The sequence below is a fragment of the Methylobacterium sp. Leaf118 genome (assembly GCF_920984675.1).
Taxonomy (GTDB): domain Bacteria; phylum Pseudomonadota; class Alphaproteobacteria; order Rhizobiales; family Beijerinckiaceae; genus Methylobacterium.
In genome coordinates, this window is record NZ_CAKLBV010000013.1 from 25,840 (window position 1) to 50,053 (window position 24,214).

At 70.9% G+C, this 24,214-nt stretch carries 27 protein-coding genes; 11 read left to right on the forward strand and 16 right to left on the reverse strand.

Annotation, left to right across the window (positions count from 1 at the left end; translation table 11 throughout):
• Positions 1-140 precede the first annotated feature (140 nt).
• On the reverse strand, positions 141-791 hold the full coding sequence (locus LW587_RS07850; RefSeq protein WP_232629031.1) for a class II aldolase/adducin family protein: 651 nt from the start codon (positions 789-791) through the stop codon (positions 141-143).
• A gap of 140 nt (positions 792-931) precedes the next feature.
• Between LW587_RS07850 and LW587_RS24015 the strand changes: the two genes are divergently transcribed.
• Positions 932-1,066 carry a hypothetical protein gene (locus tag LW587_RS24015; RefSeq protein WP_269780307.1) on the forward strand — a complete coding sequence of 45 codons (135 nt, stop codon included), beginning with the start codon at positions 932-934 and terminating at the stop codon, positions 1,064-1,066.
• Positions 1,067-1,217: 151 nt separating this feature from the next.
• Here the strand turns inward: LW587_RS24015 and LW587_RS07855 are convergent, their stop codons facing one another.
• Positions 1,218-2,039 (reverse strand): oxidoreductase, encoded by an 822-nt coding sequence (locus LW587_RS07855; RefSeq protein WP_232629032.1) that lies wholly within the window; start codon positions 2,037-2,039, stop codon positions 1,218-1,220.
• A 322-nt stretch (positions 2,040-2,361) separates the two neighbouring features.
• Positions 2,362-2,775 (reverse strand): winged helix-turn-helix transcriptional regulator, encoded by a 414-nt coding sequence (locus LW587_RS07860; protein WP_232629033.1) that lies wholly within the window; start codon positions 2,773-2,775, stop codon positions 2,362-2,364.
• 100 nt (positions 2,776-2,875) lie between these two features.
• Between LW587_RS07860 and LW587_RS07865 the strand changes: the two genes are divergently transcribed.
• Positions 2,876-3,865 carry a quinone oxidoreductase family protein gene (locus tag LW587_RS07865; protein WP_232629034.1) on the forward strand — a complete coding sequence of 330 codons (990 nt, stop codon included), beginning with the start codon at positions 2,876-2,878 and terminating at the stop codon, positions 3,863-3,865.
• Between the two features lie 280 nt (positions 3,866-4,145).
• Here the strand turns inward: LW587_RS07865 and guaA are convergent, their stop codons facing one another.
• Positions 4,146-5,711 (reverse strand): glutamine-hydrolyzing GMP synthase, encoded by a 1,566-nt coding sequence (gene guaA / locus LW587_RS07870; RefSeq protein ID WP_232629035.1) that lies wholly within the window; start codon positions 5,709-5,711, stop codon positions 4,146-4,148.
• Positions 5,712-5,884: 173 nt separating this feature from the next.
• On the opposite strand from guaA, the gene LW587_RS07875 reads away from it, so the two are divergent.
• Both LW587_RS07875 and LW587_RS07880 read left to right on the forward strand, forming a co-directional pair.
• Positions 5,885-6,127, forward strand: coding sequence for a hypothetical protein (locus LW587_RS07875; RefSeq protein WP_232629036.1), 243 nt, complete (start codon positions 5,885-5,887; stop codon positions 6,125-6,127).
• A gap of 287 nt (positions 6,128-6,414) precedes the next feature.
• Complete coding sequence (locus tag LW587_RS07880) at positions 6,415-6,846, forward strand: CBS domain-containing protein (protein WP_232629037.1); 432 nt, start codon at positions 6,415-6,417, stop codon at positions 6,844-6,846.
• 35 nt (positions 6,847-6,881) lie between these two features.
• Here the strand turns inward: LW587_RS07880 and LW587_RS07885 are convergent, their stop codons facing one another.
• Genes LW587_RS07885 through folE form a run of 3 tightly spaced genes read right to left on the reverse strand, consistent with a single transcriptional unit; the run spans position 6,882 to position 9,191 of the window.
• Positions 6,882-7,943: a patatin-like phospholipase family protein gene (locus LW587_RS07885; RefSeq protein ID WP_232629038.1), complete on the reverse strand. Its 1,062-nt coding sequence runs from the start codon at positions 7,941-7,943 to the stop codon at positions 6,882-6,884.
• On the reverse strand, positions 7,940-8,362 hold the full coding sequence (gene hisI, locus LW587_RS07890) for a phosphoribosyl-AMP cyclohydrolase (RefSeq protein WP_232629039.1): 423 nt from the start codon (positions 8,360-8,362) through the stop codon (positions 7,940-7,942). The genes LW587_RS07885 and hisI overlap by 4 nt, the downstream gene beginning before the upstream one ends.
• Positions 8,363-8,381: 19 nt before the next feature.
• Complete coding sequence (gene folE, locus LW587_RS07895; protein ID WP_232629040.1) at positions 8,382-9,191, reverse strand: GTP cyclohydrolase I FolE; 810 nt, start codon at positions 9,189-9,191, stop codon at positions 8,382-8,384.
• Between the two features lie 236 nt (positions 9,192-9,427).
• On the opposite strand from folE, the gene LW587_RS07900 reads away from it, so the two are divergent.
• Entirely contained in the window at positions 9,428-9,889 is a 462-nt protein-coding gene (locus tag LW587_RS07900; RefSeq protein WP_232629041.1) for an iron-sulfur cluster assembly scaffold protein, read from the forward strand.
• Positions 9,890-9,896: 7 nt separating this feature from the next.
• On the forward strand, positions 9,897-10,247 hold the full coding sequence (gene yidD, locus LW587_RS07905; RefSeq protein WP_232629042.1) for a membrane protein insertion efficiency factor YidD: 351 nt from the start codon (positions 9,897-9,899) through the stop codon (positions 10,245-10,247).
• 84 nt (positions 10,248-10,331) lie between these two features.
• Here the strand turns inward: yidD and LW587_RS07910 are convergent, their stop codons facing one another.
• The 6 genes from LW587_RS07910 to LW587_RS07935 all read right to left on the reverse strand — a co-directional run bounded on the left by LW587_RS07910 (position 10,332) and on the right by LW587_RS07935 (position 15,973).
• Positions 10,332-11,363, reverse strand: coding sequence for a TIM44-like domain-containing protein (locus LW587_RS07910; protein WP_232629043.1), 1,032 nt, complete (start codon positions 11,361-11,363; stop codon positions 10,332-10,334).
• Positions 11,364-11,452: 89 nt separating this feature from the next.
• Positions 11,453-12,532, reverse strand: a complete 1,080-nt coding sequence (locus tag LW587_RS07915) for a two-component system sensor histidine kinase NtrB (RefSeq protein ID WP_232629044.1) — start codon at positions 12,530-12,532, stop codon at positions 11,453-11,455.
• 99 nt (positions 12,533-12,631) lie between these two features.
• Positions 12,632-13,321: a transglutaminase-like cysteine peptidase gene (locus LW587_RS07920; protein ID WP_232629045.1), complete on the reverse strand. Its 690-nt coding sequence runs from the start codon at positions 13,319-13,321 to the stop codon at positions 12,632-12,634.
• A 159-nt stretch (positions 13,322-13,480) separates the two neighbouring features.
• On the reverse strand, positions 13,481-14,140 hold the full coding sequence (locus LW587_RS07925) for a transglutaminase-like cysteine peptidase (protein WP_232629046.1): 660 nt from the start codon (positions 14,138-14,140) through the stop codon (positions 13,481-13,483).
• Between the two features lie 472 nt (positions 14,141-14,612).
• Positions 14,613-15,239, reverse strand: a complete 627-nt coding sequence (locus tag LW587_RS07930) for a PilZ domain-containing protein (RefSeq protein WP_232629047.1) — start codon at positions 15,237-15,239, stop codon at positions 14,613-14,615.
• A 113-nt stretch (positions 15,240-15,352) separates the two neighbouring features.
• Positions 15,353-15,973, reverse strand: a complete 621-nt coding sequence (locus tag LW587_RS07935; RefSeq protein WP_232629048.1) for a PAS domain-containing protein — start codon at positions 15,971-15,973, stop codon at positions 15,353-15,355.
• Positions 15,974-16,289: 316 nt separating this feature from the next.
• Between LW587_RS07935 and LW587_RS07940 the strand changes: the two genes are divergently transcribed.
• Both LW587_RS07940 and LW587_RS07945 read left to right on the forward strand, forming a co-directional pair.
• A complete protein-coding gene (locus tag LW587_RS07940) occupies positions 16,290-17,102 on the forward strand; it encodes a rhomboid family intramembrane serine protease (protein WP_232629049.1) in 813 nt (270 codons plus the stop codon).
• Between the two features lie 149 nt (positions 17,103-17,251).
• Positions 17,252-18,124, forward strand: coding sequence for a transporter (locus tag LW587_RS07945; protein ID WP_232629050.1), 873 nt, complete (start codon positions 17,252-17,254; stop codon positions 18,122-18,124).
• 124 nt (positions 18,125-18,248) lie between these two features.
• Here the strand turns inward: LW587_RS07945 and LW587_RS07950 are convergent, their stop codons facing one another.
• Together LW587_RS07950 and LW587_RS07955 are read right to left on the reverse strand one after the other, a co-directional pair.
• A complete protein-coding gene (locus tag LW587_RS07950) occupies positions 18,249-19,268 on the reverse strand; it encodes an alpha/beta hydrolase (protein WP_232629051.1) in 1,020 nt (339 codons plus the stop codon).
• A 121-nt stretch (positions 19,269-19,389) separates the two neighbouring features.
• Positions 19,390-20,682: an RsmB/NOP family class I SAM-dependent RNA methyltransferase gene (locus tag LW587_RS07955; protein WP_232629093.1), complete on the reverse strand. Its 1,293-nt coding sequence runs from the start codon at positions 20,680-20,682 to the stop codon at positions 19,390-19,392.
• 334 nt (positions 20,683-21,016) lie between these two features.
• Here LW587_RS07955 and LW587_RS07960 point away from each other — a divergent pair, with 334 nt between their 5' ends.
• Positions 21,017-21,190 (forward strand): hypothetical protein, encoded by a 174-nt coding sequence (locus LW587_RS07960; protein WP_232629052.1) that lies wholly within the window; start codon positions 21,017-21,019, stop codon positions 21,188-21,190.
• Positions 21,191-21,211: 21 nt separating this feature from the next.
• Here LW587_RS07960 and panE read toward each other — a convergent pair whose 3' ends face one another.
• A complete protein-coding gene (gene panE / locus LW587_RS07965; protein ID WP_232629053.1) occupies positions 21,212-22,150 on the reverse strand; it encodes a 2-dehydropantoate 2-reductase in 939 nt (312 codons plus the stop codon).
• Positions 22,151-22,341: 191 nt separating this feature from the next.
• Between panE and LW587_RS07970 the strand changes: the two genes are divergently transcribed.
• Positions 22,342-23,187 (forward strand): hypothetical protein, encoded by an 846-nt coding sequence (locus LW587_RS07970; protein ID WP_232629054.1) that lies wholly within the window; start codon positions 22,342-22,344, stop codon positions 23,185-23,187.
• Positions 23,188-23,320: 133 nt separating this feature from the next.
• Positions 23,321-24,184, forward strand: coding sequence for a hypothetical protein (locus tag LW587_RS07975; RefSeq protein WP_232629055.1), 864 nt, complete (start codon positions 23,321-23,323; stop codon positions 24,182-24,184).
• Positions 24,185-24,214: the final 30 nt, after the last annotated feature.

Sequence of the window (24,214 nt, forward strand, 5' to 3'; positions counted from 1 at the left end):
CACGCAATTCAATCATGGGCGGGAAGCATTGCCATGTCGGGGATGCAAAACCGCCGGTTTCGGGTCTCGCCCCGGACGCCCGCTGCGCCCACGCGGCCGAAGGGAGACGTCTCGGGGATCGGGCGTCGTGGGAAGCGTTGTTAAGGCGTGGCCTTGTCCCGGGGGCCGTAAGACTTGAAGCGCTCGACCGTCTCCGCGATCTCGGTGTCGGACAGGACGAGGGGCGTGCCGACCTGCAGGGCGAGGGCGTATTGGCGGCACAGCGCCTCGACCTCGACGGCCAGCCACAAAGCGCGCGGGAGGGTGGGCCCGGTGGCGATCATGCCGTGATTGGCGAGCAGGCAGGCGCTGCGGCCGGACAAGGCCGCGAGGGCCTGTTCGGACAGGGCCTGAGTGCCGTAGGGCGCGTAAGGCGCGCAGCGGATGTTCGGCCCTCCGGCCATGGCGATCATGTAATGCACCGCCGGGATCTCGCGGCCGCAGATCGCGAAGGCGGTGGCGTAGGGCGGGTGGGCATGCACCACCGCGCCGATCTCGGGCCGGGCCGCGAGAATGTCGCGGTGGAAGCGCCATTCCGAGGACGGGGCGAGCGGGTGATCGTAGCGCCCGTCCATGTCCATCGCGACGAGGTCGTCGGGGGCGAGGGTGTCGGCGGGGATGCCGGACGGCGTCACGAGCAGGCCGTCGCCCCAACGCACCGAGACGTTGCCCGACGTGCCCTGGCTGAGGCCGAGCGAGAGCAGGCTCCGCATGGCCTCGACCATGGCTTGGCGGGTCGCGAAGGGGGGCACCGAATTCTCCTTTTGCACGCGGTGAAGAGTGACGGTATCCGTCTTCGGAGGAAACCGCGGCATTCAGCTTCCGTTAGGGCGGCGTTGGATAGCTTCGCATAACAATGGATCGGGGGAACGGGTCGATGTTGAGCGGGTGGATGAGCCTGTCGGAACTGGCCCGGGCAATGCGGATATCGCTGAACGAGGCGCGCGCCCTGGCCGACCGCGAACATTGGCCGAAGGTGTTCCGTCTTCACGGGACCTTCGTCCTGCCGCCCAACCGCGCCGCCTGACCTTCGTCGCATCAGCCACGCCCCCCGTCTTGGACCGGCCGGGGCGCGCCCTGAGCGAAGCGTCCCCGAGACCGGACCCGGGACGATTTCCGAACTTCCTCGATCGCATCGAATTTTCCCGAGAGCCGGCGTTCCCCCTCGCACCGATGCGCTAGCTCAGGCCGAACTGGGCGTGCAGGATCCTGTCGAAGAGCGAGGACGGGAGAAAGCGACGGGCGAAGGCGCCCTGGCGCGTGGCCTTGCCGGAGGGGTAGCGCAGGCGTGGGGCCCCGTCGCTTGCCGCCCGCACGATCGTCTCGGCCACGCTCTGCGCCGTGTCGGCCGCCTTCATCGCCTTGGCATAGGCGACAGCGTATTTTCCGCGTAGCCCGTCGTAATCGGTCAGCGGTGCATCGGCGGCAACGGCGCTCGCCTCGAACGAGGTGTTGGTGGTGCCCGGTTCGATCACCGCGACACGGACGCCGAAGCTCCGAACCTCATGGTCGAGCGATTCCGAGTAGCCTTCCAGCGCGTGTTTCGTCGCCGCGTAATGGGCGTTGAACGGTGCTGGGATGAAACCGAGACCGGAGCCGATGTTGAGAATGCGTCCGCTGCCCTGAGCCCGCATGATCGGCAGCACCGCGTTCGTCACCCGGACAACGCCGAGGACATTGGTGTCGAACAGCGCCCGAACCTGATCGATCGAGCTTTCCTCGGCCGCTCCCAGGATACCGAAGCCGGCATTGTTGACGAGCAGATCGATGCGGCCGAGTTCCGCATGGGCCTGGGCGACGGCGGCGGCGACGGAGGCTTCGGACGTGACATCGCAGGCGATCAGCCGGAGGCCGTCCCGGATCTCATCGGGCTTGGCCGTGCGGCTCGTGCCGATCACCCGGTAGCCCGCCTGCGTCAGGGCCAGAGCGGCCGCTCGGCCGATGCCGCTCGATGCGCCGGTCAGGAACGCCGTTTTCTGCTGTCTGCTCACGCGGGTCATCTCTTCGTCATCGCGCTTGGCGGTGGTGGGGCTCGCCCGGGGAAGGGCTGGTGCAGCCCCGACCCGGCCATCGTATCCCTTTGATGATCAACGTCATCATAATTGATAAATGTTAGGTGCCATCAAAAATGTCAACTGGCTTTTCGCACGGCGCGCGGCAGAAATCCATCATTTGTAAGTCCATTCCTCGCCGGTGCGGCCGGACGGAGCGTGCTCAGAGCCTCGGTTTGGGCGATGCGCGCCCCGCCTTGGAGAAACGTCGCTGTGCAACAGCCTCACGGCGACGCGTCCCGGATTCGATCACCCAGGTGATGCTCCATCTCTAGCCGACCGCACGCAGAGCGATGGCCTCGTCGTCTGAGACAAGGGCGCCGGCCTCTCGGTCGAACCGCGCCTGCGCCGCCTCGATGCCCTCCTTGTGGACGCTCGCCCAGTGGAACAGGGCCTGGAACGGCTCGATCAGTGTCGTGCCCAGAGGGGTGACGCTGTATTCGACCGCCACGGGTGACACGGGGATCACGCGCCGGGCGATGATGCCGGAGCGTTCGAGGCGCCGGAGCGCCTGGGTCAGCGATTTCTGCGTGATGCCATGCACGTCGCGTCGAAGCGAATTGAAGCGCATCGGTCCGCGGCACAAAGCGGCGATGATCAGGATCGACCATTTGTCGGCGATCTGATCGAGGACCAGGCGGACCAGCTGTTCCGTGTCGCCAAGGGTGCAAGTCTCGGTGGCCATGTGGTTTCCTCGAAGATACCTGAGCGGCTTTTAGTGCCTAATTGACACTAAGTTTCCAGCATATACCTCGAGACTGCATCATGCCAAGGGAGAGACAAGCATGAAGGCAGTACGCTTCCACGAAACCGGCGGGCCGGACGTCCTGATCTATGAGGATGTCCCCGATCCGACGCCCGGTCCCGGCCAGATCCTCATTCGGGTCGAGGCCGCCGGCATGAATTATGCCGATGTCATGCGCCGCCGCGGCGACGATTATCCGGAGGCCTCGCCGGTCCCGTTCACGCTGGGAATCGAGGTTGCCGGCACGGTCGCTGCCCTGGGTGAGGGCGTGACGGCGCCGGCGGTCGGCACGCCGGTCCTGGCGACACCGGGCGCGGGCGGATACGCGCAGTATGTCGCCGTTCCGGCCGCGATGGTCATTCCCCTGCCCGAGGGCTTCGACGCGGTGAACGCGGCCGCCCTGGTCGCGCACGGCCTGACCGCAGCGATCGCCCTGCGCAAATCCGGCCGGATGGCCGAGGGCGAAACCGTGCTGATCGAGGGGGCGGCCGGTGGTCTCGGCTCGTTCTTCGTGCAACTCGCCAAGCTCTACGGAGCGGGCATGGTCATCGGCGCGGCGAGCACGCCCGAGAAGCGGGCGATCGCCGAGCGGCTCGGTGCCGACGCCACCGTCGACTACACCGCGCCAGGCTGGGCCCAGGCGGTGAAGGACCTGACCGGCGGCCGAGGCGTCGACCTGATCATGGAGACCGCCGGCGGCGAGACCGTGAACGAGGCCCTCGATGCCCTCGCGCCGTTCGGGCGCATGGTCTTCCTCGGCCAATCCAGCGGTCGGTCCGCCCAGATCGATCCGTGGCGGCTGACGACGTTCAACCAGAGCGTGATCGGGATCTACATCTCCGCCTACGCGGCCGTCCCGAATCTCATGAGCGAGACGCTGAACGAACTGGTCGGCTTTCTGATGGCCGGAAAGCTCTCGATCCATGTCGGCAAGGTGATGCCGTTGTCTCACGCGGCCGAAGCACATCGCCTCCTTGAGAACCGCCTCACCACCGGCAAGGTCGTTCTGAAACCCTGGGATCTCGTCTGATCCGAGCTCCGCTCGATCAAAGCGGAGTCCGTATCAGGCAAGCCCGCGCGGCGTTTGAGCGAAGCCCAAATCCGCCATCCCGAAGGGATCAACCGGATTTCGTATGACATCGATCGACGAGGACCACCCCGGTCCTCGTCGACGGCGCTTGCGGAGGCCGAGCCCGACCGCTCCGAGCAGACCCGTGTGTCCCGCTCACGCGCCTCGCAGGCCCCCCCTCGAACGCCCTCCTCGAACGCTCCCTTCAAACGCCCCCTGCGGGTCCGCCGAACGGGAGACGTCACTCCCACTCGATCGTGCCGGGAGGCTTCGAGGTGATGTCGTAGGTCACCCGGTTGATGCCCTTGACCTCGTTGATGATCCGCGTCGCGACGCGGCCCAGGAAGGCCATGTCGAAGGGGTAGAAATCGGCGGTCATGCCGTCGACCGAGGTGACGGCGCGCAGGGCGCAGACATGGTCGTAGGTCCGCCCGTCGCCCATCACGCCCACCGTCTTGACCGGCAGGATCACCGCGAAGGCCTGCCAGATCGTGTCGTAGAGGCCGGCTTGGCGGATCTCGTCGAGATAGATCGCGTCGGCCTTGCGCAGTGCCTCCAGCTTCTCCCGGGTGATGACGCCGGGGCAGCGGATGGCGAGGCCCGGGCCGGGGAAGGGATGGCGGCCGACGAAGGCCTCGGGCAGGCCGAGTTCACGCCCGAGCAGGCGCACCTCGTCCTTGAACAGCTCGCGCAGCGGCTCCACGAGCCGCATGTTCATCCGCTCGGGCAGGCCGCCGACATTGTGGTGGCTCTTGATCGTCACCGACGGGCCGCCGGAGAACGACACGCTCTCGATCACGTCCGGGTAGAGCGTGCCCTGCGCCAGGAAGGCTGCGCCGCCGATCTTCTTGGCTTCGGCCTCGAACACGTCGATGAACAGACGCCCGATCGTCTTGCGCTTCACTTCCGGGTCGTCGACGCCCTCCAGCGCGCCGATGAACAGGTCCTGCGCCTGAACGTGGACCAGCGGAATGTTGTAGTGATCGCGGAACAGGCGGACGACCTCGTCGCCTTCGCCGAGGCGCATCAGGCCGTGATCGACGAAGACGCAGGTGAGCTGGTCGCCGATCGCCTCGTGGATCAGCACCGCCGCAACGGAGGAATCGACGCCGCCGGACAGGCCGCAGATCACCCGCTCCGTGCCGACCTGCTCGCGGATCCGGGCGATGGCCTCCTCACGGTAGGTGCCCATGGTCCAGTCGCCGGAGCAGCCGGCGATGTCGCGCACGAAGTTGCGGATCAGGAGCGCCCCGTGCGGGGTGTGGTGCACTTCCGGGTGGAACTGGACGGCGTAGTAGTGGCGCGCCTCATCGGCGACGGCCGCGAAGGGCGCGTTGCGCGACAGGGCGATCGTGGTGAACCCGTCGGGCAGCTTCGTCACCCGGTCGCCGTGGCTCATCCAGACCGGGTAGCGCTCGCCCATGTGCCAGACGCCCTTGAAGAGCGGTGAATCCGACAGGATCTCGACCTCGGCGCGGCCGAACTCGGCATGGTGTCCGCCCTCGACCTGCCCGCCGAGCTGGGCCGCCATGGTCTGCTGGCCGTAGCAGATGCCGAAGACCGGCACGCCCGAATCGAAGATCGCCTGGGGTGCACGCGGGGACAGGTCCGACGTCACCGATTCGGGGCCGCCCGACAGGATCACGCCCTTGGGACGGTGCGCCGCGAAAGCCGCATCGGCCTTCGTGAACGGCACGATCTCGCAATAGACGCCTTCCTCACGCACCCGCCGTGCGATCAGCTGGGTCACCTGCGAGCCGAAATCGACGATCAGGATCTTGTCGTGGTGCGAGGTGTCGATGGTCATGCTGTCACGCGGGCCTTCCAAAGGCCTGGGTTAGACGAGGGGCTGGGGCGGCGCAACGCGTGCGGCGTCCGGTCACCCCGGACGGGCGGGGCTCGACCGGATCGGATTAACCGGACGTTCACGCTGCGGGCGCGACACCGCCCGCCCTCGCAACGGACAGGAGCCATCCGACCATGAGAGCTGCCCTCTTCGGACTCGCCGTCGCCCTCGCCGGGCTCGGCGCCGCCGCGCCGGCCTCCGCTCTTCCCATCCCGGGCGCCGTTCCGGGCCTGGCGGGCGCGCCGGATGGGCTCGTGCAGCCGGCCCGGGTCGTGCGCCGGACGGTGATCCGGGGCCCCCGCTGCGACACCGTCATCACCAAGCGCCGCGGACCCTTCGGCCGCACGACCGTGGTGCGCAAGCGCCGCTGTTTCTGATCGGACCGGACTGGGCGGCCCCGCGCGGGGCCGCCCTCGCCGGGCTCGGCCGGGACGCTCCATGCCGCGCTCGCGGCGGCGCGGAGCGCGGTGAACGGTGAGATTTCGCCCGGCCTGAAAGCATTTTTCTGCCAAACCACCTCCCCATCCGACACGTTATTGTGCGCGGGGCGCTTGCCAGTGCGGCAAAGGCGCCACACAATCGCCATAACGTGACCGCGGCCAACCCGGCCGACACCGCGCTCGCGTCGAGGGGCTGACGGCGCCGTCAATCAGGGAGGGGTTTCATGAGCGTTGCACGTATTCTTGCCGACAAGGGCGCGGCCGTCGAAACCGTGTCGCCCAACCGGACGGTCGATGAGGCCATCCACATGCTCGCCGAGAAGCGGATCGGCGCCCTCATCGTAAGCGATTCCGGGGGGCGCGTGATCGGCATCCTGTCGGAGCGCGACGTGATGCGGGCGCTCGCCTGCGACGGCGCCTCGGCCGTCGACCAGCCGCTCTCCCGCTACATGACCGCGAAGGTCGTCACCTGCACCCGCCGCGCCTCGATCGAGGACGTGATGGAAACGATGACCGAGGGCCGCTTCCGCCACCTGCCGGTGGTCGAGGACGGACGCCTCGTCGGCGTCGTCTCGATCGGCGACGTGGTCAAGCACCGGATCGCGGCCGTCGAGGCCGAGCACAAGGCGATGCGCGACTACATCACGATGGCCTGACGGCCGATCTCGGGTCCGGACGGCGGCCGACGCGGTCAGCCGCGCGCCGCCGCGCTCGCCAGGGTCCGGCGGATCTCCGGCATCGCGGCCCGAACCGCCTCCCGGCCCGCGGCGATGCCGAAATCGGCCCGGTGAAACTCGAACTGGCCGAACGCCACGAGGCGGGGCTGGATCGTCACGTCGGGCGGATCGGCCGCGAGACGCGCCCGGGAAATCCGGTCCTGGGTGATGTTGAACGCGTCCAGCATCACCCGGGCGACGCCGGGCGCCGTCCGGCCCGCGGGCTCGGGCGGGTGCGATCGCGGCCTGCGGCCCATGATGCGCTGTCCGGCGCCGCGCAGGAGCGCCCAGCGTCCCCTGCGGCGCATCGTGGCCTCCAGCGTCCGCTCGATCGCCGCCTCGGCCGGCTCGGCCTCCGCCGGCATCGGCTCGACCGGATCGAGGCCGGGGCGGATCACCCGTGAACGGGGCCGGGTCTCGCAGCTCAGGTTCACCCCGATCACGAGATCGGCGCCGAGTTCGCGGGCGAGGCGGACCGGCACCGGGTTGACCAGCGTGCCGTCCATGAGGAGCCGGCCTTCGAGGGTGACCGGCGGGAACAGGCCCGGGATCGCGTAGGAGGCCCGCACGGCCTCGACCAGGGAGCCGCGCGTCAGCCAGACTTCGTGTCCGGTGCCGAGTTCGGTCGCGACGGTGGCGAAGGCGAGCGGCAGGGTTTCGAGTTCGAAGCCCGTCAGTTCCCGGGCGAGGCGTCGGCGCAGGCGCTCCCCGGCGATCAGCCCCGAGCCGGTCAGGCGCGGATCGATCATGCCCATGACCCGGCGGCGTGTGAGCGAGAGCGCGAAGTCCTTGAGCGCGCCGATCCGCCCCGCCGCGTAGGCACCCCCCACCACCGCGCCGATGGAGCAGCCCGCGACCACCTCGGGATAGATGCCGGCCTCTTCCAGCGCCTCGATCACGCCGATATGCGACCAGCCGCGGGCCGAGCCGCCGCCGAGGGCGAGGCCGATCCGCGGTCCGCGCCGCTGCGTCGTCACGGGCTCCACGGCCCCATCGGGGAAGAGGGGCGGCGTCGGACGCAGCGCCTCCAGCCTCATCGCGACGGATCGGCCGGAATCAGGACGGCGGCACCGTGGGCGGGATCAAGCTCGACCCTCCGGTAGAAGCAGGAGCGGCGCCCGGTATGGCAACAGCCGCCATCCCCGCCGACCGCGACGCGGATCAGCACCGCGTCCTGATCGCAATCGACCCGCATCTCGACGATCCGCTGGATCTGCCCCGAGGTCGCGCCCTTGTGCCAGAGCTCCCCGCGGGAGCGCGACCAGTACCACGCCTCCCCGGTCTCCAGGGTGCGGGCGAGGGAGGCCGCGTTCATGTGGGCGAGCATGAGCACGCGCCCGTCCAGCGCATCGACGGCGATGCAGGCGATCAGCCCGTCCGGGCCGAAGCGCGGGGTCAGGTGGGTGCCCTCCTCGACCTCGGCGCGGGAGCCGGGTGTCTCGAACCGCTCGGTCATGGTGTCGATGCTGGCCCGGTCAGCCCTTGTTGTTCCGCACGAGGGTCAGGAAGCGGACCTGCTCGCTCGCGTCGTCCCGGTAGACGCCGCGGAACTGGGTGGTGATCGTCGAGACGCCGGCCTTCTGTACGCCGCGCATGGCCATGCAGAGATGCTCCGCCTCGATCATCACGGCGCAGCCGCGGGGCTGGAGGATGCTCTCGATCGTGTCGGCGATCTGGGCCGTCATCGTCTCCTGCGTCTGGAGGCGGCGGGCGAAGGCATCGACCACACGGGCGAGCTTCGAGAGGCCGACGACACCCTTGGTCGGGTAATAGGCGATGTGGGCGAGGCCCATGAACGGCACCATGTGGTGCTCGCAATGGGAATAGAACGGGATATCGCGCACGAGCACGACATCGGAATAGCCCTCGACCTCCTCGAACACCCGCTCCAGCAGGACTTCGGCATCGGTGCGGTAGCCGCCGAAGATCTGCTCGTAGGCCTTCACCACGCGGGCGGGCGTGTCGATCAGACCCTCGCGGGTCGGATCGTCGCCGGCCCAGCGCAGCAGCGTGCGCACCGCGGCCTCGGCCTCCTGGCGGCTCGGGCGGCCAAGCGCGACCTCGTTCGGCACCCGCTGGGCCGAATCGGGCAAGGGAGCGATATTGGGGGCGATGTCCGGACGGCCGGGATCATTGGCGCCGCGCATCCCGTCGAGGCCGACGGCGCTCAGGCGTCGCTCGTCGTCGCTCATGCCGTAAGAAAGGGATTTGAGGGCGGCATCCATGGCATCTCCGGCCTTCGCGACACGGGCCTTCATGGTCGTGCTGTCGGGCTTGGCGTACATCGTCGATCCGTCCCGGCGCCTTGCGGTATGAAGTGCCGACGCCCTCGACCGAACCGAATCCTGGGTCGGGGCGCGACCGGGGTCGATGGTGCCATTCTCGCGAAACGGCTTCGTCGGGCCTATATCGTCGCATTCGCGCCGTCGCGCAATGCGCGGCGCGCGTATCTGGCTCAACGTTTCCTTGAGACGTCCGTCAAGCCCGCCTCTGGCCTGGGCCCCGGACGAGAAGGTCCGTCATGATCGACGACATCTACAACCGCCGCATTCTCGAACTCGCCGCCGATATTCCCCGGCTCGGGCGGCTGCCCGCGCCGGATGCCACCGCCACCGCCCATTCGAAGCTGTGCGGATCGACCGTGACGGTCGATTTGGCGACCGATCCGGACGGCACCACGGTCACGGACTTCGCCCATGACGTGAAGGCCTGCGCCCTCGGGCAGGCCTCCTCGTCCCTGATGGCGCGCCACGTGGTCGGGTCGAGCGCCGCGGAATTGCGGGCCGTGCGCGAGCGGATGCGGGCCATGCTGAAGGAGAACGGCCCGGCGCCGGACGGCAAATGGGCGGATCTCGCCGTCCTCGAGCCGGTGCGGGCGTTCCGAGCCCGCCACGCCTCGACGCTCCTCACCTTCGACGCGGTGGTCGACGCCCTCGACCGCATCGCCGCCCGCAAGGGATCGGGCGCGCCCGAGGCCGCATGAACCACCCATGATCCGACACGCGGCGCATCTCGCCATCCGAGCCTACCAACTCACCCTGTCGGGGCTGGTCGGGCGCCAGTGCCGGCACTGGCCCTCCTGCTCCGACTACACCGACGAGGCGATCCGGCGGTACGGCCTCTGGGCCGGCGGCTGGATGGGGGTGTCGCGGATTTGCCGCTGCGGTCCCTTCGGCACCCACGGAATCGACCTCGTGCCCGCGCGCGTTCCCGAGCGCGCGGCCTGGCACCGCCCCTGGCGCTACGGCCGCTGGCGCGGGGTCGAGGCGCCGCCGCCGCTCACCTGCGAGGCGGTGGAGGAGGGGGCGGGACGCGCCGCGGAGGCCCAGCCATCCCCGTAGCCATCGATCCGCGGGCGTGGTCCCATGAAAAAGGGCGCCCGGCTCGCGCCGGACGCCCCTGAATTCAGCGCAGGATCGGGACGATCAGCGGCCCTGCTGGATCGCCGAGAGCATCCACGGCCCGTTGGGCTCGCGCAGGAAGGTCCAGAACTCCTTGGCCTCCTGGGCACCGTTCTCGACGTGGCGGTTGGTGGCCCGCTCGAAGACCTCGTCGCGCAGGGAATAGCGCATGGCGACGGTGGCGTACGCGACCGGACCCTCGCGCCAGGCCTCCGACAGGTCACCCTGGAGAAGCTTCACGTCGGAGATGCGGTTGACGACGCCGCGGGCGGCGTTGGCGCGCAGCTCTTCCTCGAAATAGCCGACCATTTCCGGCGTCGCGATGCGGCGCAGGGTGGCGAGGTCCTCGCGGCCATAGGCGCCCTGGACCTCGGAGAGGGTCCGCTCGAAGGCCTGGAAGTCCTCCGGCTTCACCTGGATCGGCTGCGGACGGGCCATTCCGGCGGAACCGGCGCCCATCGGGTTCAGGCCGCCAAGACCACCTGGCACAGGACCACCCGGCACCGGGCCGCTCTGCGTCGCCCCACCCGGCATTGACCCCGCTTGCGGCGGGCCGTTCGGGTCGAGGTTGGAGCGGGCATAGCCGCCGGTGTTGGCCATGGCGGGCTGCGCGCCCTGCTGGCGGCGGCGGAAGAACCGCACCGCGAACATGACGATCAGCGCGAGCAGACCGATCTGGAGGATCAGCCCGAGGAACGAGGCGATGCCGCCGAGGCCACCGGAGAAGCCCGCCCCGAGCAGCGCGCCGAACAGGCCGGCGCCGAGCAGGCCCGCCATGAAGCCGCCGCCGAAACGCGGGCGGTTGGGGGCCGCCATGCCGGGATTGTTCATCCCGGGGCTGGGGCTCGTCTGCGAGCGCTGCATCGGCGCGCCGCCCATCGTGCCCGGCGAGGTCGCCGTGCCGGCGGGCGGGGCATAGGTCTTGGAGCCGCGGGAGCCGAAATTCGATCCGCCTCCGCCCGGCCGCGCCTCGACGACGGGCGCCGCCACGGCAAGCGAGGCCGCGAGCGCGAGGAGGGTCACGACGCGCCTGCGGCGCGCGGGAGAGGAAGCCATCGGGTAAACCTCGGTCACCATCTGCAAGCGGGCGGGAAATCGCCCTCTCAAAGATGGTGACGGCCCAGCCGGGTTTTTAGTCCATCCGTTCAGCCCGCGGCCGGGAAGACGAGACGGACGGTCGCGCCCTCGCCGGGGCGGCTGTCGATCGAGATGGTTCCGTTCTGCCGCTTCATCAGCCCGTGGACGATGGCGAGCCCTGCCCCGCGCCCGGCCTCCCGGGTGGTGGCGAAGGGGGCGAGCGCCCGCGACTGCATCTCCGGCGTCAGTCCGTGGCCGGTATCCGTCACCGTGAGGACGACGGCGCCGGCCTCGGGGCGCTGCAGGGTGCGGTCCCCGGGCTCGACCATGGAAAGCACGAGGCTGATGCGGCCCTCGCCCGCCATCGCCTCGCAGGCATTGGCCAGGATGTGGGCGAGCGCCAGCTCGACCTGGGTCGGATTGCACAGGGCCGCCGGTAGTCCCTCCGGCACCGTCAGGTCGAGGCGAATGCCGGGCGGCAAGCCCGGGCGCAGGCCGGTCAGCGCCGTCTCCACCGCCGCGCCGAGATCGACCGGGCGCAGATCCGGCGCGATGCGGCGGGAATGGGCCAGCAGCTGGCGCGTCAGCGCGGCGGCGCGTTCGGAGGCCTCCGTCGAACGGGTGACCGCCCGCTGGATGAACGGCTCGGGCCGGTCGCCGAGACGGCGCTTCAGGCCGTCGATGTAGCCGATCAGGATCTGGAGGAAATTGTTGAACTCGTGCGCGACGCTGTTGGTGAGGAGCCCCAGCGCCTCCCGCTGCCGCGACAGGGCCAGCGCCCCTTCCGCCTCCCGGCGCCGGGTCGCGTCGACGATCTGGACGAGGAAGCGGCCCGCGGCCCCCGGCATCGGAGCCGCAAAGGTCTCGCCCCAGAACGAGGCGCCGTCCGCCCGGGCGAGGAGCAATTCGACCTGCACGCCCTCGCCGCGCCCGAGGGCGTCCCGCAGGGTGGTCCAGCCGGCATGGTCGGCGTGGCGGCATTCGAGCGAGGCGAAAGGCCGTCCGGCGAGCGCATCCCCCGGGAGCCCCGTCAAGGCGAGAAAGGGCGGGTTCGCGGCGGCGACGACCAGGCCGGCCTCCGCGGTCGCGAGGACGAGGGAGGGCAGCGGCAGGGCCGCCAGGACGACGTCCTCGGGAAGCGCGCGCATGCGATAGGTCAGGCTGCCGAAGGCCGGGCCGCTCGGACCCTGGAGCCCGATCGATAGCCGCTTTGCCCGCGCTTCGATACTGCCCGACGCCCGGCCGTGTCAGCGGTTCGCTGTCGTGACCGGCGAGGCGCCGTTGTTGAGCGTCACCCAGGCCCGCCCGTCCTGTCCCTCGCGCTTGACGAAGGAATAGCCGGTGCGCTGCCAGGGCAGGACCGCGTTGGTCTTGTTGTCGAGGATCAGGTCGCCCCGGTCGGTGCGGACCATGAGCACGGCGTGGCCCTCGCCGATCTCATCGATCACCACGGTCATGCGCAGGGCCCGACGGGGAAGACGCCGCTCGATCAGCATCCGGCGCTTGAGGAGCTGGATGTCCTCGCAATCGCCGAAGCCGTCGTCGGGGAAGTCCCAGCGGTCGACGACCCCCCAATGAGCCGCGTCGGTGATCGGCTTGATGCGGGCATTGACCCGGCGGTTCACCGTGGCCAGCGTCTGCCACACGGCGGGGGTGAGGGCGACGAGAGCGGGCTCGCTGGTGTCGACGGCGCACTCAGTCGGGTGGCGGGTGCAGAACTCGTTCCAGGCGGCCACGGGCCGGGCCGGCGCGCCCTGGTCGGCGGCGGTGCCAGCCTCGGGAAGGGATGCGACGGTCTGGGCCTGGGTGGTGGCGCCGCCGAGCAGCAGGGTCGCCCCGAGGAGGGAGAGGTGGGCGGTCCGGCGCAGGCGCTGCGCCACCGACCCGCGCAGGGCCGTCGAACCGTCGCCGACGTCCCGAAGCACCGCGTACCGCATGGCCGACCGTCCTGCCGCCCTCGTGTAATGGCAAAGCTTGCACGGGCTCGCATCCGGCTCAATATGCAAATGAAGGAAAGGTGAAGGCGCGAGGTCCCATTCCCGTGCCGAAGCGAGACATCCGGTGATCGGCTGGCAAACCGGCCACACCGGAATGTCTTACCGGTTGGCGGTGACGATCGGAGAGGTCGCGCCGCCGAGCGAGACCCAGGCCTGGCTGTCCTGGCCCTCGCGCTTGATGAAGACGTAGCCGGTCTCGTGCCACGCCGTCACGGCGCTGGTCTTGTTGTCGAGGATGTAATCGCCCCGGTCGGTGATCAGGGTGAGCACGGCGTGGCCCTCGCCCTTCTCGTCGATCACCACCGTCATCCGCATGGCGCGCCGGGGCAGGCCGGCCTCCGCCAGCAGGCGCCGCTTCAGCAACTGGAAGTCCTCGCAATCGCCCGCCCCGTCCTCGGCGAGGTCCCAGCGGTCGGGACGGCCCCAATGCTCCTGATCGGTGACCGGTCGGATCAGCCGGTTCACGCGCCGGTTGACCGCCACGAGGGTGGACCAGACCGACGGCGTGAGGGTGATGCGGGTGGGCTCGGCGCGGTCGAACGCGCATTCCTCCGGGTAGGACTGGCAAAAGTCGGTCCAGGCCAGGATCGGGCGGGCCTCGGCGCCGGGGGTGAGTCCGGCGCTGACGCCGGGCAGAGCCGCCAGGGTCTGGGCCGTCGCCGGGCCGGGCCCGAACAGACCGGCGCAGAGCGCGAGGGTGGCCAGGATCCCGCTCTTGAGGAGCCCGGTCCTGAGTAGTCCTGTATCGGCGTTGCGCATCGCAGCTGTCCTTGGAACGAAGCCAGGATGTCGCCGCACCCCCTCCGCCGCGCTGAAGCCGATGCGCGCAATTTTATCGATTCGCCCCCCCGGACCGGCGCTGCGCGGAAACGGCGAACCGGGGATCAGGGGGTTGGTGTAAATCCGCCGGATCGGATTAGCGGGGCGGAAACCATCCGCCCGTCGCGCGACGGGCCGGCACCCGCGCCGGCCGGGCGTTGCGCCCGCCGCCGCTCCGGGCAGAGCGGGGGCCGCCTGGGAAAAACCCGCGGCGGGGGCCGGGGACGGGATACGGGGGGACGACGGGCCCGATCGCGCGGAGGCGGCCACGCCGCTCCGGCTTCAGTCACGCAGGAGGCAAGTGTCGGGGGGGGCGTCGGCCCGGGCCCCGCGCGGCGGGCGGCCGAAGGTCGAGGCTCGAACACGCAAGGAGCGGGACGGTGGAGGCCGGCGGGCGCCGGACCGCGCCCGCTCAGAGCGTGATGCCCTCGTGGAAGCGGTCGGGGGAGATCGGCAGCATGAACTGGGCGCCGATGCCCCCCTCGAAGTAGCGCACGACCCGGCTCGGGGTCGAGCCGACCATGACGCTCGCGCCGATCGGCGGGGCGGTCGCGGTGGCCAGGGCCACGCCCGACATCGAGATGTCGATGACCCGCGCCGGGATGATCCGTCCGTTTTCCAGGCGGATCTCCACGCCGGGCTTGACCGGCACGAGACGCTCGTGCGTGCGCCCCTCGGGCAGCCCGAGGCTCTCGCGGTTGGCGAGCCACATGAGCTGGGAGGCGATCTTCTCGCGCTTGCGTGGCGTGGCGTTCAACTGAATCGCGAAGCCGGCCGGCGGGTGGCGCACGATCACGCCCTCCAGCCGCCCGATCTGCTCGAGGTAGAGCACCACGCGTTCGCCGATGGTGCCGAGCACCGCGCAGGTCACGCGCACGCCGCCCGGGGACATGTCCACGGTCTGGCAGGGATATTCCCGGCGGTCCGAGAGCATGTAGCGGCCGAGCAACTCGGTGCGCACGCGTTGGTGGCGCCGTTTGTCGAGGGTGCGGGCGGCGAGCGGGCGCGAGAGAGGCCCGCTCAGGGAGAGCTCGGTCATGCTGATTCGGCGGCCCGGAGATCGGACGTCTCGAATCGATCAGTACCGCCAGGGCCGTTACGAAAGGCTTGCCTCCGACGATTGAACTCCTTCCAGTTGCGCTCCGGTGCCGATTACGACCCGTTGCGTCCCCCTTCGTGGACGAGGAGATGCCCGAACCGGATCGGGCGCAGGTCGTTGGCGGGCTCGGGCAGGCCCTCGGGGAGGCCGCGCGCCATCGGATCGGGGAGGGGGGCGTCGAGGACCCGCTGCGACACCGTCTCGACCCGCAGGACCGGGCGGGTGCCGAGCCAGGTCGGGATGCAATGGGGGCTCAAGGCCCCGATCAGGCGCGCCTGCGTCTTGCCGCGATGGCGCAGGGGCAGGAGCATCAGTTCGAGGTCGATCGTCTCGTCCCGGGCGGTGACGCCGGTCAGTCCCGCCACCATGCCGATGGTGTCGCCGGTCACCGTCTCGACGAGGCGCATCGGATCGGCCTCGCTCCCGCGCGCCGCCTCGCCCCACAGGTGGGCGAAGGCGGTGCCCCGCAGCTCCCGCCCGAACAGGGCGCAGAGGCGGGTGCCCGCGAGCCGCACCGTACCGGTCCGCGACACCGGATCGATCTCCAGGATGAAACTGTCGGCGAGGAGATTGCGAATCGCGCCGGGCTCGATCTCGCCGCGCTCCGGAGCGGCGCGTTCGCCCCGCAGGCGGTCCCAATAGGCATGCAACTGGCGGCTCGTGGGATGCTTCATAATGTTCCGCATCGATACGGCCCGCCCCAAAACGGACCTCGGATTCGCGTCTTGGCGGAACGGTTCACTCGCTCCGTGCCGGCCTCGGGTGAGGCAGCGCACACCCTATGCCGCGGCCTTCGCCGGCGCCCGTGAAAGCCTTTCTTAACCTTAACGCGGCGGGCGCGGTCCCGGCCCTGCCGCACCGCCGTGCTGCCGGAGCCTTGGCGGGATCGAGGGCGGTGCCGCAGGAAGCGGCGGCCCGCGCGCAGCAAGAGCCCTGGATTCTCCGCAGCAGGCCCTTGCGGGGCGGGCGCCCACGCCGACATGGTGCGGGATGAACGTCTCTCCCGACCTGCCGCGACAGGGCCGCGTACCCGTCTTCAACATGCCGGGGATCGTCACCGCCTCGATCGCGGTGCTGGCGGCGATCCACCTCGTGCGCGCCGTGCTGCCGGACGACCTCGATCTGTCGCTGCTTCTCCACCTCGCCTTCATTCCGGCGCGCTGGACCGCCGCCCTCGACCCGGCCCGGGCCGCCGAGATCGTCAGCGCGGCCTCCGAGGCGGCGGGCGCCCCCGAACTCGCGGCGGCACGGCGGGAATTCGCGCGCTATCTCGTGTCCGATCCCGAGGCGATGCCGTGGAGCTTCGCCAGCTACGGGCTGCTGCACGGCTCGTGGATGCACCTGATCTTCAACAGCGTGTGGCTCGCCGTGTTCGGCACGCCGGTGGCGCGCCGCTACGGGGCGCTCCGGTACGGGCTCCTGGCACTGGCCGGGATCGTGGCGGGTGCGGTGCTGCACCTCCTCATCGATCCGCTGAGCACGATGCCGCTCGTCGGTGCCTCGGCCGGCATCTCGGCCCTGATGGCGGCCGCCGCCCGCTTCGTGTTCCAGCCTCCGCCGCCGTTCCCCGCCGCCGCCCCCTGGCAGCTGCCGCCGCGCCCACCCCTGCAGTCCATCCCCGAGCTGATGCGCAACCGCACCGCGGTGCTGTTCCTCGCCGTCCTGCTCGTCACCAACCTGCTGTTCGGCCTCCTCGCCCTGCCGCTCGGCGGCGCCGACGGACCGATCGCCTGGGATGCCCATCTCGGCGGGTTCCTGGTTGGGTTCTTCCTGCTGCCGCTGCTGGAGCCGCGCCTGCGCTGAGGGTCGGACAGGGCTGTGCCCTTCCTGCCACGGGGGACTGGGTTCGCGGCCGATGCCTCGCCGTGCCGGCAATGGACCGGTCCCTTCGCCCGTCAACGGAATGGGTCGCGAGCCGCGATCCGCGCGTCGCTGACGGAGCGTCCTGTCCGGTGAAGAACCCTTTTTCCGCTATCCGCCTCGGCCTCACCGCCGGCCTGACCATCCTGACGGCCGCGCCCGCGCTGGCCGGGTCCGCGGCCCAGCCGGGGCAGACCATCGGCCTTCCGGTGGGCGCGCAGCTTCCGGTCGGTCTCTACTTCGTCAACACGTCGAGCTTCGGCCTGCGCGAGACCCTGCCGCGGGATTCGGAGAGCAACGTCAATCTGCCGACCTTCGCCTGGGCGACGCCCTGGAACGTCCTGAATGCCCGGCTGCAGTTCTTCGTCACCCAGCCGGTCGTGGCCTCCAGCGTGCAGCGCGCGCCCTATCAGAGCGGCATCGGCCAGACCCTGCTCGCCGCCCAGCTCGCCTGGGACCTCGGCCACGATGTCGGCGTCAGTTACCTGTTCGGCGGCTACCTGCCGATCGAGACGCGCTTCCTCACGCAATCGGCCTCGCTGAGCCACCGTTTCGCGGTGAGCTACACCGGCAACGACTGGAACATCACCGCCAACCTTCTCTACGGCCTCTTCCTCGAGACCCGCTCGCCGTCGGGCACCCTCTATCCCGACTACCTCAACCTCGACCTGACGGTGACGAAGAAGTTCGGCAAGTGGCAGGTCGGACCCGTGGCCTTCGCGTCCACCGACCTGCCGACCGGCGTCGCCGGCTATCGGCCGCAGGGCCAGATCGCGGTCGGGGGGCTGGTCGGCTACAATTTCGGACCGGTGAACCTCCAGGCCTACGTCACCCGCGACGTGGTGGAGCGGAACTACGGCGGCCGCGAGACCCGCGGCTGGCTCAGGGCGATCGTCCCGCTCTATCAGAACAAGGCCGAGGTCGAGCCGAACCGCACGACGGTGACGCGACGCCAAGCCGAATGAGGCGGCGCCAAGTGGCGTGAGGCGGCGCCAAGTGGCGTGAGGCGGCGCCAAGTGGCGTGAGGCGGCGCCGCGCGCCATCGCGCGGCGCCCATCCCGGCACCGGGTCGGGAGCGACCCTCGGCTGTCAGACGCGCAGCATGCCGTGGCCGCGCATCCAGGCCATGAACAGGGTCGGCCAGGCCGCCGCCGGACTGCCGGGGACACCGAGGCCGAAGCCGTGGCCGCCGCGCTCGAACAGGTGCATCTCGGTCGGGACCCCGGCGGCGCGCAGGGCCGCGTGCATCAGCAGCGGGTGGTCCGTCACCGCGATCCGGTCGTCCGAGGCCTGGACGAGGAAGACCGGCGGAGTGCGGGCATTGACCTGCACCTCCACCGAATAGGCCCGGCGCCGCGCATCGGGCGGGTCGTCGCCGACGAGCACCTTGCGGCTCGAGATGGTGCGGTCGTAGGGCGCCCGCATGGTGACGATCGGGTAGATCAGTCCGGCGAAGCTCGGCCGGGCGCTCAGCCCGTCGGCCTCGTCGATGTCGTCGTAGAGGTCCTGCTCGGCATCGGTCGCGGTCGTGCCCATCAGGTGGCCGCCCGCCGAGAAGCCGAGCACGCCGACCCGGTCGGGATCGAGGCCGTAGGCATCCGCCCGCCAACGCACGAGGCGCATGGCCCGCTGCGCGTCCTGCCGGGGCGCGTCGGCCCCGTCGCGCCAGCCCTCGACCGGCAGGCGGTAGATCAGGACGAAGGCCGTGAGGCCGCCCCGGGCGAGCCATTGGCCGACCGGCAGCCCCTCGTTGCCGATGTCGATGCGCCGGTAGCCGCCGCCCGCCGCGACCACGACGGCGGCGCCGTTCGGGCGCTCCGGGCGGATGACGAGGAGGCAGGGCCGCGCGACGCCGGTGATGACGCCGGTCAAGGTCTCGTCGAAGCGATACTCGGAGCGGTAGGGGCCGCCCCCGCCCGGCGGATGGTCGGGCCAGAGATCGATGACCTCGAGGTCGGAGCCGGGGGCCGAATGCGGCAGCGGCTGCACGATGTCGTCGGAGACCCGCACGGGCGCCCGTTGTTGAAGGGGCGCCTGCGCCCGCGCCCGCTCGGCCCCGGTCAGGGCCGCCGCCGTGCCGGCGAGCAGGGCGCGCCGGTGCAGCGTCATTGGAGGTGCCTCGCCCGCATCGAACCGTCCCGTTGGCGCGGGCGCCATTGTGGATCGTGCCACCGACCCGCCCGCCGTCAGGCCGTCAACGGCGAAGGCGCCCCACCGATCCGTCGCGCGTCTATGTTTTGCGTGTCAGCGTCGCGACATAGAAGCCGTCGGTGCCGGTCAAAGCGGGGCTCATCTGGATCCCGCGGTCCGTCCGCCGGACTTTTTCGGACAGGCCCGGGGCGACCGAGAGGTCGGTAGCGACCGCCGCGATCGCGCCGCCGCTGCGCTGGAGGAGCCCGTCCACGGCCGCGTCGTTCTCTTCGCCGAGCAGCGAGCAGGTGACGTAGACCAGGGTGCCCCCCGGCCGCACCAGCCGGGCGGCGCGGTCGAGCACCTCCGCCTGCTCGGCGACCCGGGTGGCGAGGCTGCCCGGCCGCAGGCGCCACTTGGCGTCGGGGTTGCGGCGCCATGTGCCCGAGCCGGTGCAGGGCGCGTCCACCAGCACCCGGTCGACGGTGCCGTCGAGATCGGCCAGCACGTCGGCGCGGGCTTTTCCGACGCGCGGCGTGCGGACCTCCACCGCCGCCCCGGAGCGGCGCAGCCGCTCATGGATCGGCGCGAGGCGGCGCGGATCGGCGTCGGTGGCGATGAGGCGGGCGCCGTTGTCGGTGAGGCAGGCCAGCGCCAGCGCCTTGCCGCCGCCGCCCGCGCAGAGATCGACCACGGTCTCGCCGGCCTGGGCGCCCGCGAGCAGGCTCGCGAGCTGGGATCCCTCGTCCTGAATCTCGAAGCCGCCCTCCAGGAAGAGCGGATCGACGTGGAGCGCCGGCCCCCGCCCGTCCTCGCCGATCGGGACACGCAGGCCGAGGGGCGACAGCGGCGTCGGCTCCGCCCCGACATCCGCCAGGGATTCGGCCACCGCGTCGCGGCTCTGGCGCAGGGTGTTGGCGCGCAGATCGAGGGGCGCGCGGCGGGCGAGCGCCCGCAACTCCTCCAGCAGGGAATCGCCCAAGGTGGCGCTGAGCGCGGGCATCACGAAGGCCGGGGCGTCGCCCGCGACCTCGGGCGGCGCGTCGGCGAGGCTGCCGGTCGTCAGCCGCGTCCGCTCCTCCTCCGTGAGGGGAGGGGGGGCAAAGCGGGCGCCGTCGAACAGGCTGGAAATGGTCGACTCGGCGAGCCCCCGCTGCAGGCGGAGCATGCCGATCACCAGGGCGCGGCCGGTCTCGGCGCCCATGATCCAGGTGGCGGAGGCGCGCCGCCGCAGCCCGTCATAGACGAGGCTGGCGATGGCGGCCCGGTCGCCGGAGCCGGCGAAGCGGTGGGCGAGGCCCCAATCCTTGAGCGCGTCGGCGGCCGGGCGGCGGCGCGCCCCGATGTCGTCGAGGATCTCGATGGCGGCGGAGAGGCGGGCGGAAGGGGTCAGGATCGGCTCCGTGGTCGATGCAAGGCGTTGCGCGGGTTCGTGTCGCCCCGCATTGCCGGCCCCTGGCCCGCGGAAGCAAGCCCGATGTTGAAGGCGACCGGGCGGAACGGAACATCAGGCAGCGACGGAGGGGGCCGATCGTCGCTCGCGCGACGATCATCGATCGGTCCTGCGCGCGTCCGACCCCTCCGACTCTGTCAACCATGCCGCCGTGCGGCCACGCTTCCATCGAAGCGCCGCCACGATACGGTCGAGCTTCCGGCGTGTTGCCCCCTCACAACGGCACGATGGTCCTGTCCGCGAACGCGGGCGGGGCTCCGTGAAGAGGATGCCGATGCCCACCCTACGCCTTGCCGCGAGCGCCGCCCTGTTCGCGCTGACCGCCGCCTGCTCGACCGCGCCGGCGGCGCCCAGCCTCGATCCGACGCCGCCTCCGGCCCGCCGGCCCGACGCCAAGACCGATCTCGAATACGGCAGCCCGCCCCCGCCGCCGCCCGGCCGCTACTGAGGCGCCGCGCGCGGCCGCCGTTCAGGCCGCCTCGCGGGCCTTGCGGCTCTGATAGGCCTTCAGGCCCGTGAAGACCCGGTCCAGGATCGGCGTCGCGACGCCGGCCTTGCGCCCGCGCGCGATCAGGTCGCCGACGATATGGTCGGCCTCGATGCGGGCGCCGGCCTCGATGTCGCGCAGCATCGAGGCGGTCATGGCGGACCCCTCCGTCGTCAGGGTCTTGCGGGCGCCGGCCAGCACCTTCTCCCGCGAGCCCTGACCGTTGGCCTCGGCCACCGCCTGGCACTCGTCCAGCAGGCCCTCGATGAAATCCCGACCGCCGGGCGCGGCGACGATGTCGCCGATGGTGGCGCGCATCAGGGTGGTCGATCCGGCGAGCGTCGCCAGGAACACCCACTTCTCCCACATCTCGAGCAGGATCTTATCGGAGGCGCGGGCCTGGAAGCGCACGCCCTCCATTTGCGCCTCGACGGCCGCCACGCGCGCCGAGCGGGTGCCGTCGCGCTCGCCGTAGGTGAAGGTGTGCAGCTCGTTCATCTGGCGGATCTCGCCGGCCGGCGTCAGCGTCGCCACGATGGCGCAGGTTCCCCCGAGCACCTTCTCGGGGCCGAAGGCGGCGTCGAGGACGTCGAGATGGCGCAGGCCGTTGAGGATCGGCAGCACCATCGTGTCCGGGCCGATGCCGGCGGCGAGATCGGCCACGGCGGCGTCGAGGTCGTAGGCCTTGGCCGAGAGGATCACGAGATCGAACGGGCCGGCCTGCGCCAGCGCGTCCGCTGTCACGGTCCGCGGCTGGTCGATCCGGATGTCGCCGACCGGGCTCTTGACCACAAGCCCGTCGCGAGCGAGCCGTTCGGCCCGGGCCGGGCGCACCAGGAAGGTCACGTCGCGCCCGATCTCGGCCAGTCGCGCGCCGAAATAGCCGCCCGTCGCCCCGGCGCCCACAACGAGAATTCGCATCGTCCGTTCCTCACTGCCTCACGTCCGCCGCGGAGCATCGGCGCACACGCCGCCCCTGTGCAAGACTGGGGGCGCGGGGCGCGCCGGAGCCTGACTCCGCTGGCGACGGTCGAATACGACGGCTAACTTGGTTGCACCAGATGGCCCCTGCATTCCGCACCGGCGAAACCTGGATGACCGGGAGTCGACACGTGCGCAGGTTCGCGATCTCATGGCTGGCGGCCGGCCTGTTTTCGATCTGGGTGTCGCCGGCCTCGGCCGGGCCGCGCCAGCCCTTCGAGACGGTGAAGGGCTGGCAGGTCGAGCGCGTGGTCGGCGACACTAGCGCCGATTCCTGCCTGATGACGCATGTCTACGAGGACGAGGACGACAACAACGCCACCAACGCGATCGTCTTCGCGCTCGACGGCAACAAGGCGGTGCTCGCGCTGGTCTATCAGGGCTGGAGCTACGACAAGGACGAGACCCGGACCGTCCCGCTCTACCTCGACAAGAAACTCATCAAGGCCAAGAGCCAATGGGTGGGCGACGGCAAGGTGCTGACCGCGCAGCTCCCGGACTCGATCGTGCCCGACCTGCTCGCCGCCAAGCGGATCATCCTGCGCTTCGAGGATGGCGACGCGGATTTCAACATTCCGCATTTCGCGGCCGGCTACGAGTCGCTGCGGCGCTGCAGCGCGGCCCCGAAGCCCGGCGTCGCGGCCGCGCCGGCGCTCCCGTCCAAGGAGCGCATCGCGGCCTACATCATGGGATTGACGCTCCAGACCGCGGTCGCCGACTGCGAGGTCAGCACCACGGGCAAGCAGCGCGCGGCTCTCGAGGCCCGGATGGCCGCCCTGAAACCCGAGATGGCGCCGATCGAGGATCGCCTCCGGGCGGAAGCGAAGAAAGCCTCGATCGGCTGCCCCAAGGCCGCCGAGGAGGCCGAGTTCAAGGAGGCCCTGACCCTGTTCGTCGATCTCGGGCCCGACGAGTTCGCCGCCGCCATGGACAAGGCCTCCGCCGCGCGGGCCGCGAGCGCCGCCCCGAAGCCGTGAGTCGCCCGCGTCGGCGCGATCGCACCGGCGAAACAGGTTGACAGCCTTCGGCGATGCCTTGGCGCCGCGCGGCCGCAGGCTAAGCTCGGCTCGGCCCCGGACAATGTGGGTCCGCCGCCCATGGAGACCTCCGGTGCGCCGATCCCTGCTCCTGGCGGCCACGATCGCCGCGACCCTGCCCGGGGCACCGGCCGGGGCCGCGCAGCGGACGCCGTTCGAGACGGTGCGGGGCTGGGTGGTCGAGCGCACGGTCGGCGAGACGGGCGCCAATCCCTGCCTGATGACCCACGCCTATACGGACAAGGAGGACGGGAACGCCGCCAACGCGGTGATCTTCGCCCGCGACGGCGACAGGGCCGTGCTGGTCCTCGTCTATCAGGGCTGGGCCTTCGACAGGGGGGCGGTCCTCGCGCTTCCGCTCTCGCTCGACGGTCGGGCCGTGACGGCCAGTATCGCGTGGCGCGGCGACGGCACGACCCTGCGGGCGCGCCTTCCCGAAGCCCTGGTCCCGGATCTGCTCGCGGCCCGGACATTGGTCCTGCGCTTCGACGACGGCGACGCGGATTTCGAGATTGCCGGCTTCGGTGCCGGCTACGAAGCCCTGCGCCGCTGCGACGCCGGGGCCCCGGCGCTGTCTCCCGGGGGGCCGCCCGCCGCCGCGGTGGCCACGCCCGCCCTGCCGCCGCGTCCTCGGATGGCGGCCTACGCGGTCGGCCTCGTCCTCCAGCGCGTCCTTCGGGATTGCCGCGTCACCGCCACGCCCCGGCAGCGCGCCGCGGTCGAGGACCGGTTGGCGGCGCTTCAGCCCGAGATGGCCGCCTTCGAGACGACCGTGCGGAGCCAATTGCAGGCGAAGGGGTTCCGCTGCCCTCCCGCCGACAAGGAGCCGGAGTTCCAGCTGGCCCTCCGCCGCTTCATCGAACTCTCGCCGGAAGCCTTCGCGGCCGCCATGGAGCGGCAGGTCGAGGCGGAGACGCCCGTCACCGCGAAGCCGTAGGACGGCCCTTCGCGGCGCGGCGGCGTTGCG

What these genes read in the sequence shown, in the direction of transcription:
- yidD (WP_232629042.1), top strand. Translation starts at nt 9,897, where the DNA reads ATGATCCGACACGCGGCGCATCTCGCCATCCGAGCCTACCAACTCACC.
- LW587_RS07860 (WP_232629033.1), bottom strand. Translation starts at nt 2,775, where the DNA reads ATGGCCACCGAGACTTGCACCCTTGGCGACACGGAACAGCTGGTCCGC.
- LW587_RS07920 (WP_232629045.1), bottom strand. Translation starts at nt 13,321, where the DNA reads ATGCGGTACGCGGTGCTTCGGGACGTCGGCGACGGTTCGACGGCCCTG.
- LW587_RS07900 (WP_232629041.1), top strand. Translation starts at nt 9,428, where the DNA reads ATGATCGACGACATCTACAACCGCCGCATTCTCGAACTCGCCGCCGAT.
- LW587_RS07855 (WP_232629032.1), bottom strand. Translation starts at nt 2,039, where the DNA reads ATGACCCGCGTGAGCAGACAGCAGAAAACGGCGTTCCTGACCGGCGCA.
- LW587_RS07930 (WP_232629047.1), bottom strand. Translation starts at nt 15,239, where the DNA reads ATGACCGAGCTCTCCCTGAGCGGGCCTCTCTCGCGCCCGCTCGCCGCC.
- panE (WP_232629053.1), bottom strand. Translation starts at nt 22,150, where the DNA reads ATGCGAATTCTCGTTGTGGGCGCCGGGGCGACGGGCGGCTATTTCGGC.
- LW587_RS07885 (WP_232629038.1), bottom strand. Translation starts at nt 7,943, where the DNA reads ATGAGGCTGGAGGCGCTGCGTCCGACGCCGCCCCTCTTCCCCGATGGG.
- LW587_RS24015 (WP_269780307.1), top strand. Translation starts at nt 932, where the DNA reads ATGAGCCTGTCGGAACTGGCCCGGGCAATGCGGATATCGCTGAACGAG.
- LW587_RS07915 (WP_232629044.1), bottom strand. Translation starts at nt 12,532, where the DNA reads ATGCGCGCGCTTCCCGAGGACGTCGTCCTGGCGGCCCTGCCGCTGCCC.
- LW587_RS07875 (WP_232629036.1), top strand. Translation starts at nt 5,885, where the DNA reads ATGAGAGCTGCCCTCTTCGGACTCGCCGTCGCCCTCGCCGGGCTCGGC.
- guaA (WP_232629035.1), bottom strand. Translation starts at nt 5,711, where the DNA reads ATGACCATCGACACCTCGCACCACGACAAGATCCTGATCGTCGATTTC.
- LW587_RS07910 (WP_232629043.1), bottom strand. Translation starts at nt 11,363, where the DNA reads ATGGCTTCCTCTCCCGCGCGCCGCAGGCGCGTCGTGACCCTCCTCGCG.
- LW587_RS07935 (WP_232629048.1), bottom strand. Translation starts at nt 15,973, where the DNA reads ATGAAGCATCCCACGAGCCGCCAGTTGCATGCCTATTGGGACCGCCTG.
- LW587_RS07880 (WP_232629037.1), top strand. Translation starts at nt 6,415, where the DNA reads ATGAGCGTTGCACGTATTCTTGCCGACAAGGGCGCGGCCGTCGAAACC.
- LW587_RS07960 (WP_232629052.1), top strand. Translation starts at nt 21,017, where the DNA reads ATGCCCACCCTACGCCTTGCCGCGAGCGCCGCCCTGTTCGCGCTGACC.
- LW587_RS07925 (WP_232629046.1), bottom strand. Translation starts at nt 14,140, where the DNA reads ATGCGCAACGCCGATACAGGACTACTCAGGACCGGGCTCCTCAAGAGC.
- LW587_RS07940 (WP_232629049.1), top strand. Translation starts at nt 16,290, where the DNA reads ATGAACGTCTCTCCCGACCTGCCGCGACAGGGCCGCGTACCCGTCTTC.
- hisI (WP_232629039.1), bottom strand. Translation starts at nt 8,362, where the DNA reads ATGACCGAGCGGTTCGAGACACCCGGCTCCCGCGCCGAGGTCGAGGAG.
- LW587_RS07865 (WP_232629034.1), top strand. Translation starts at nt 2,876, where the DNA reads ATGAAGGCAGTACGCTTCCACGAAACCGGCGGGCCGGACGTCCTGATC.
- folE (WP_232629040.1), bottom strand. Translation starts at nt 9,191, where the DNA reads ATGTACGCCAAGCCCGACAGCACGACCATGAAGGCCCGTGTCGCGAAG.
- LW587_RS07950 (WP_232629051.1), bottom strand. Translation starts at nt 19,268, where the DNA reads ATGACGCTGCACCGGCGCGCCCTGCTCGCCGGCACGGCGGCGGCCCTG.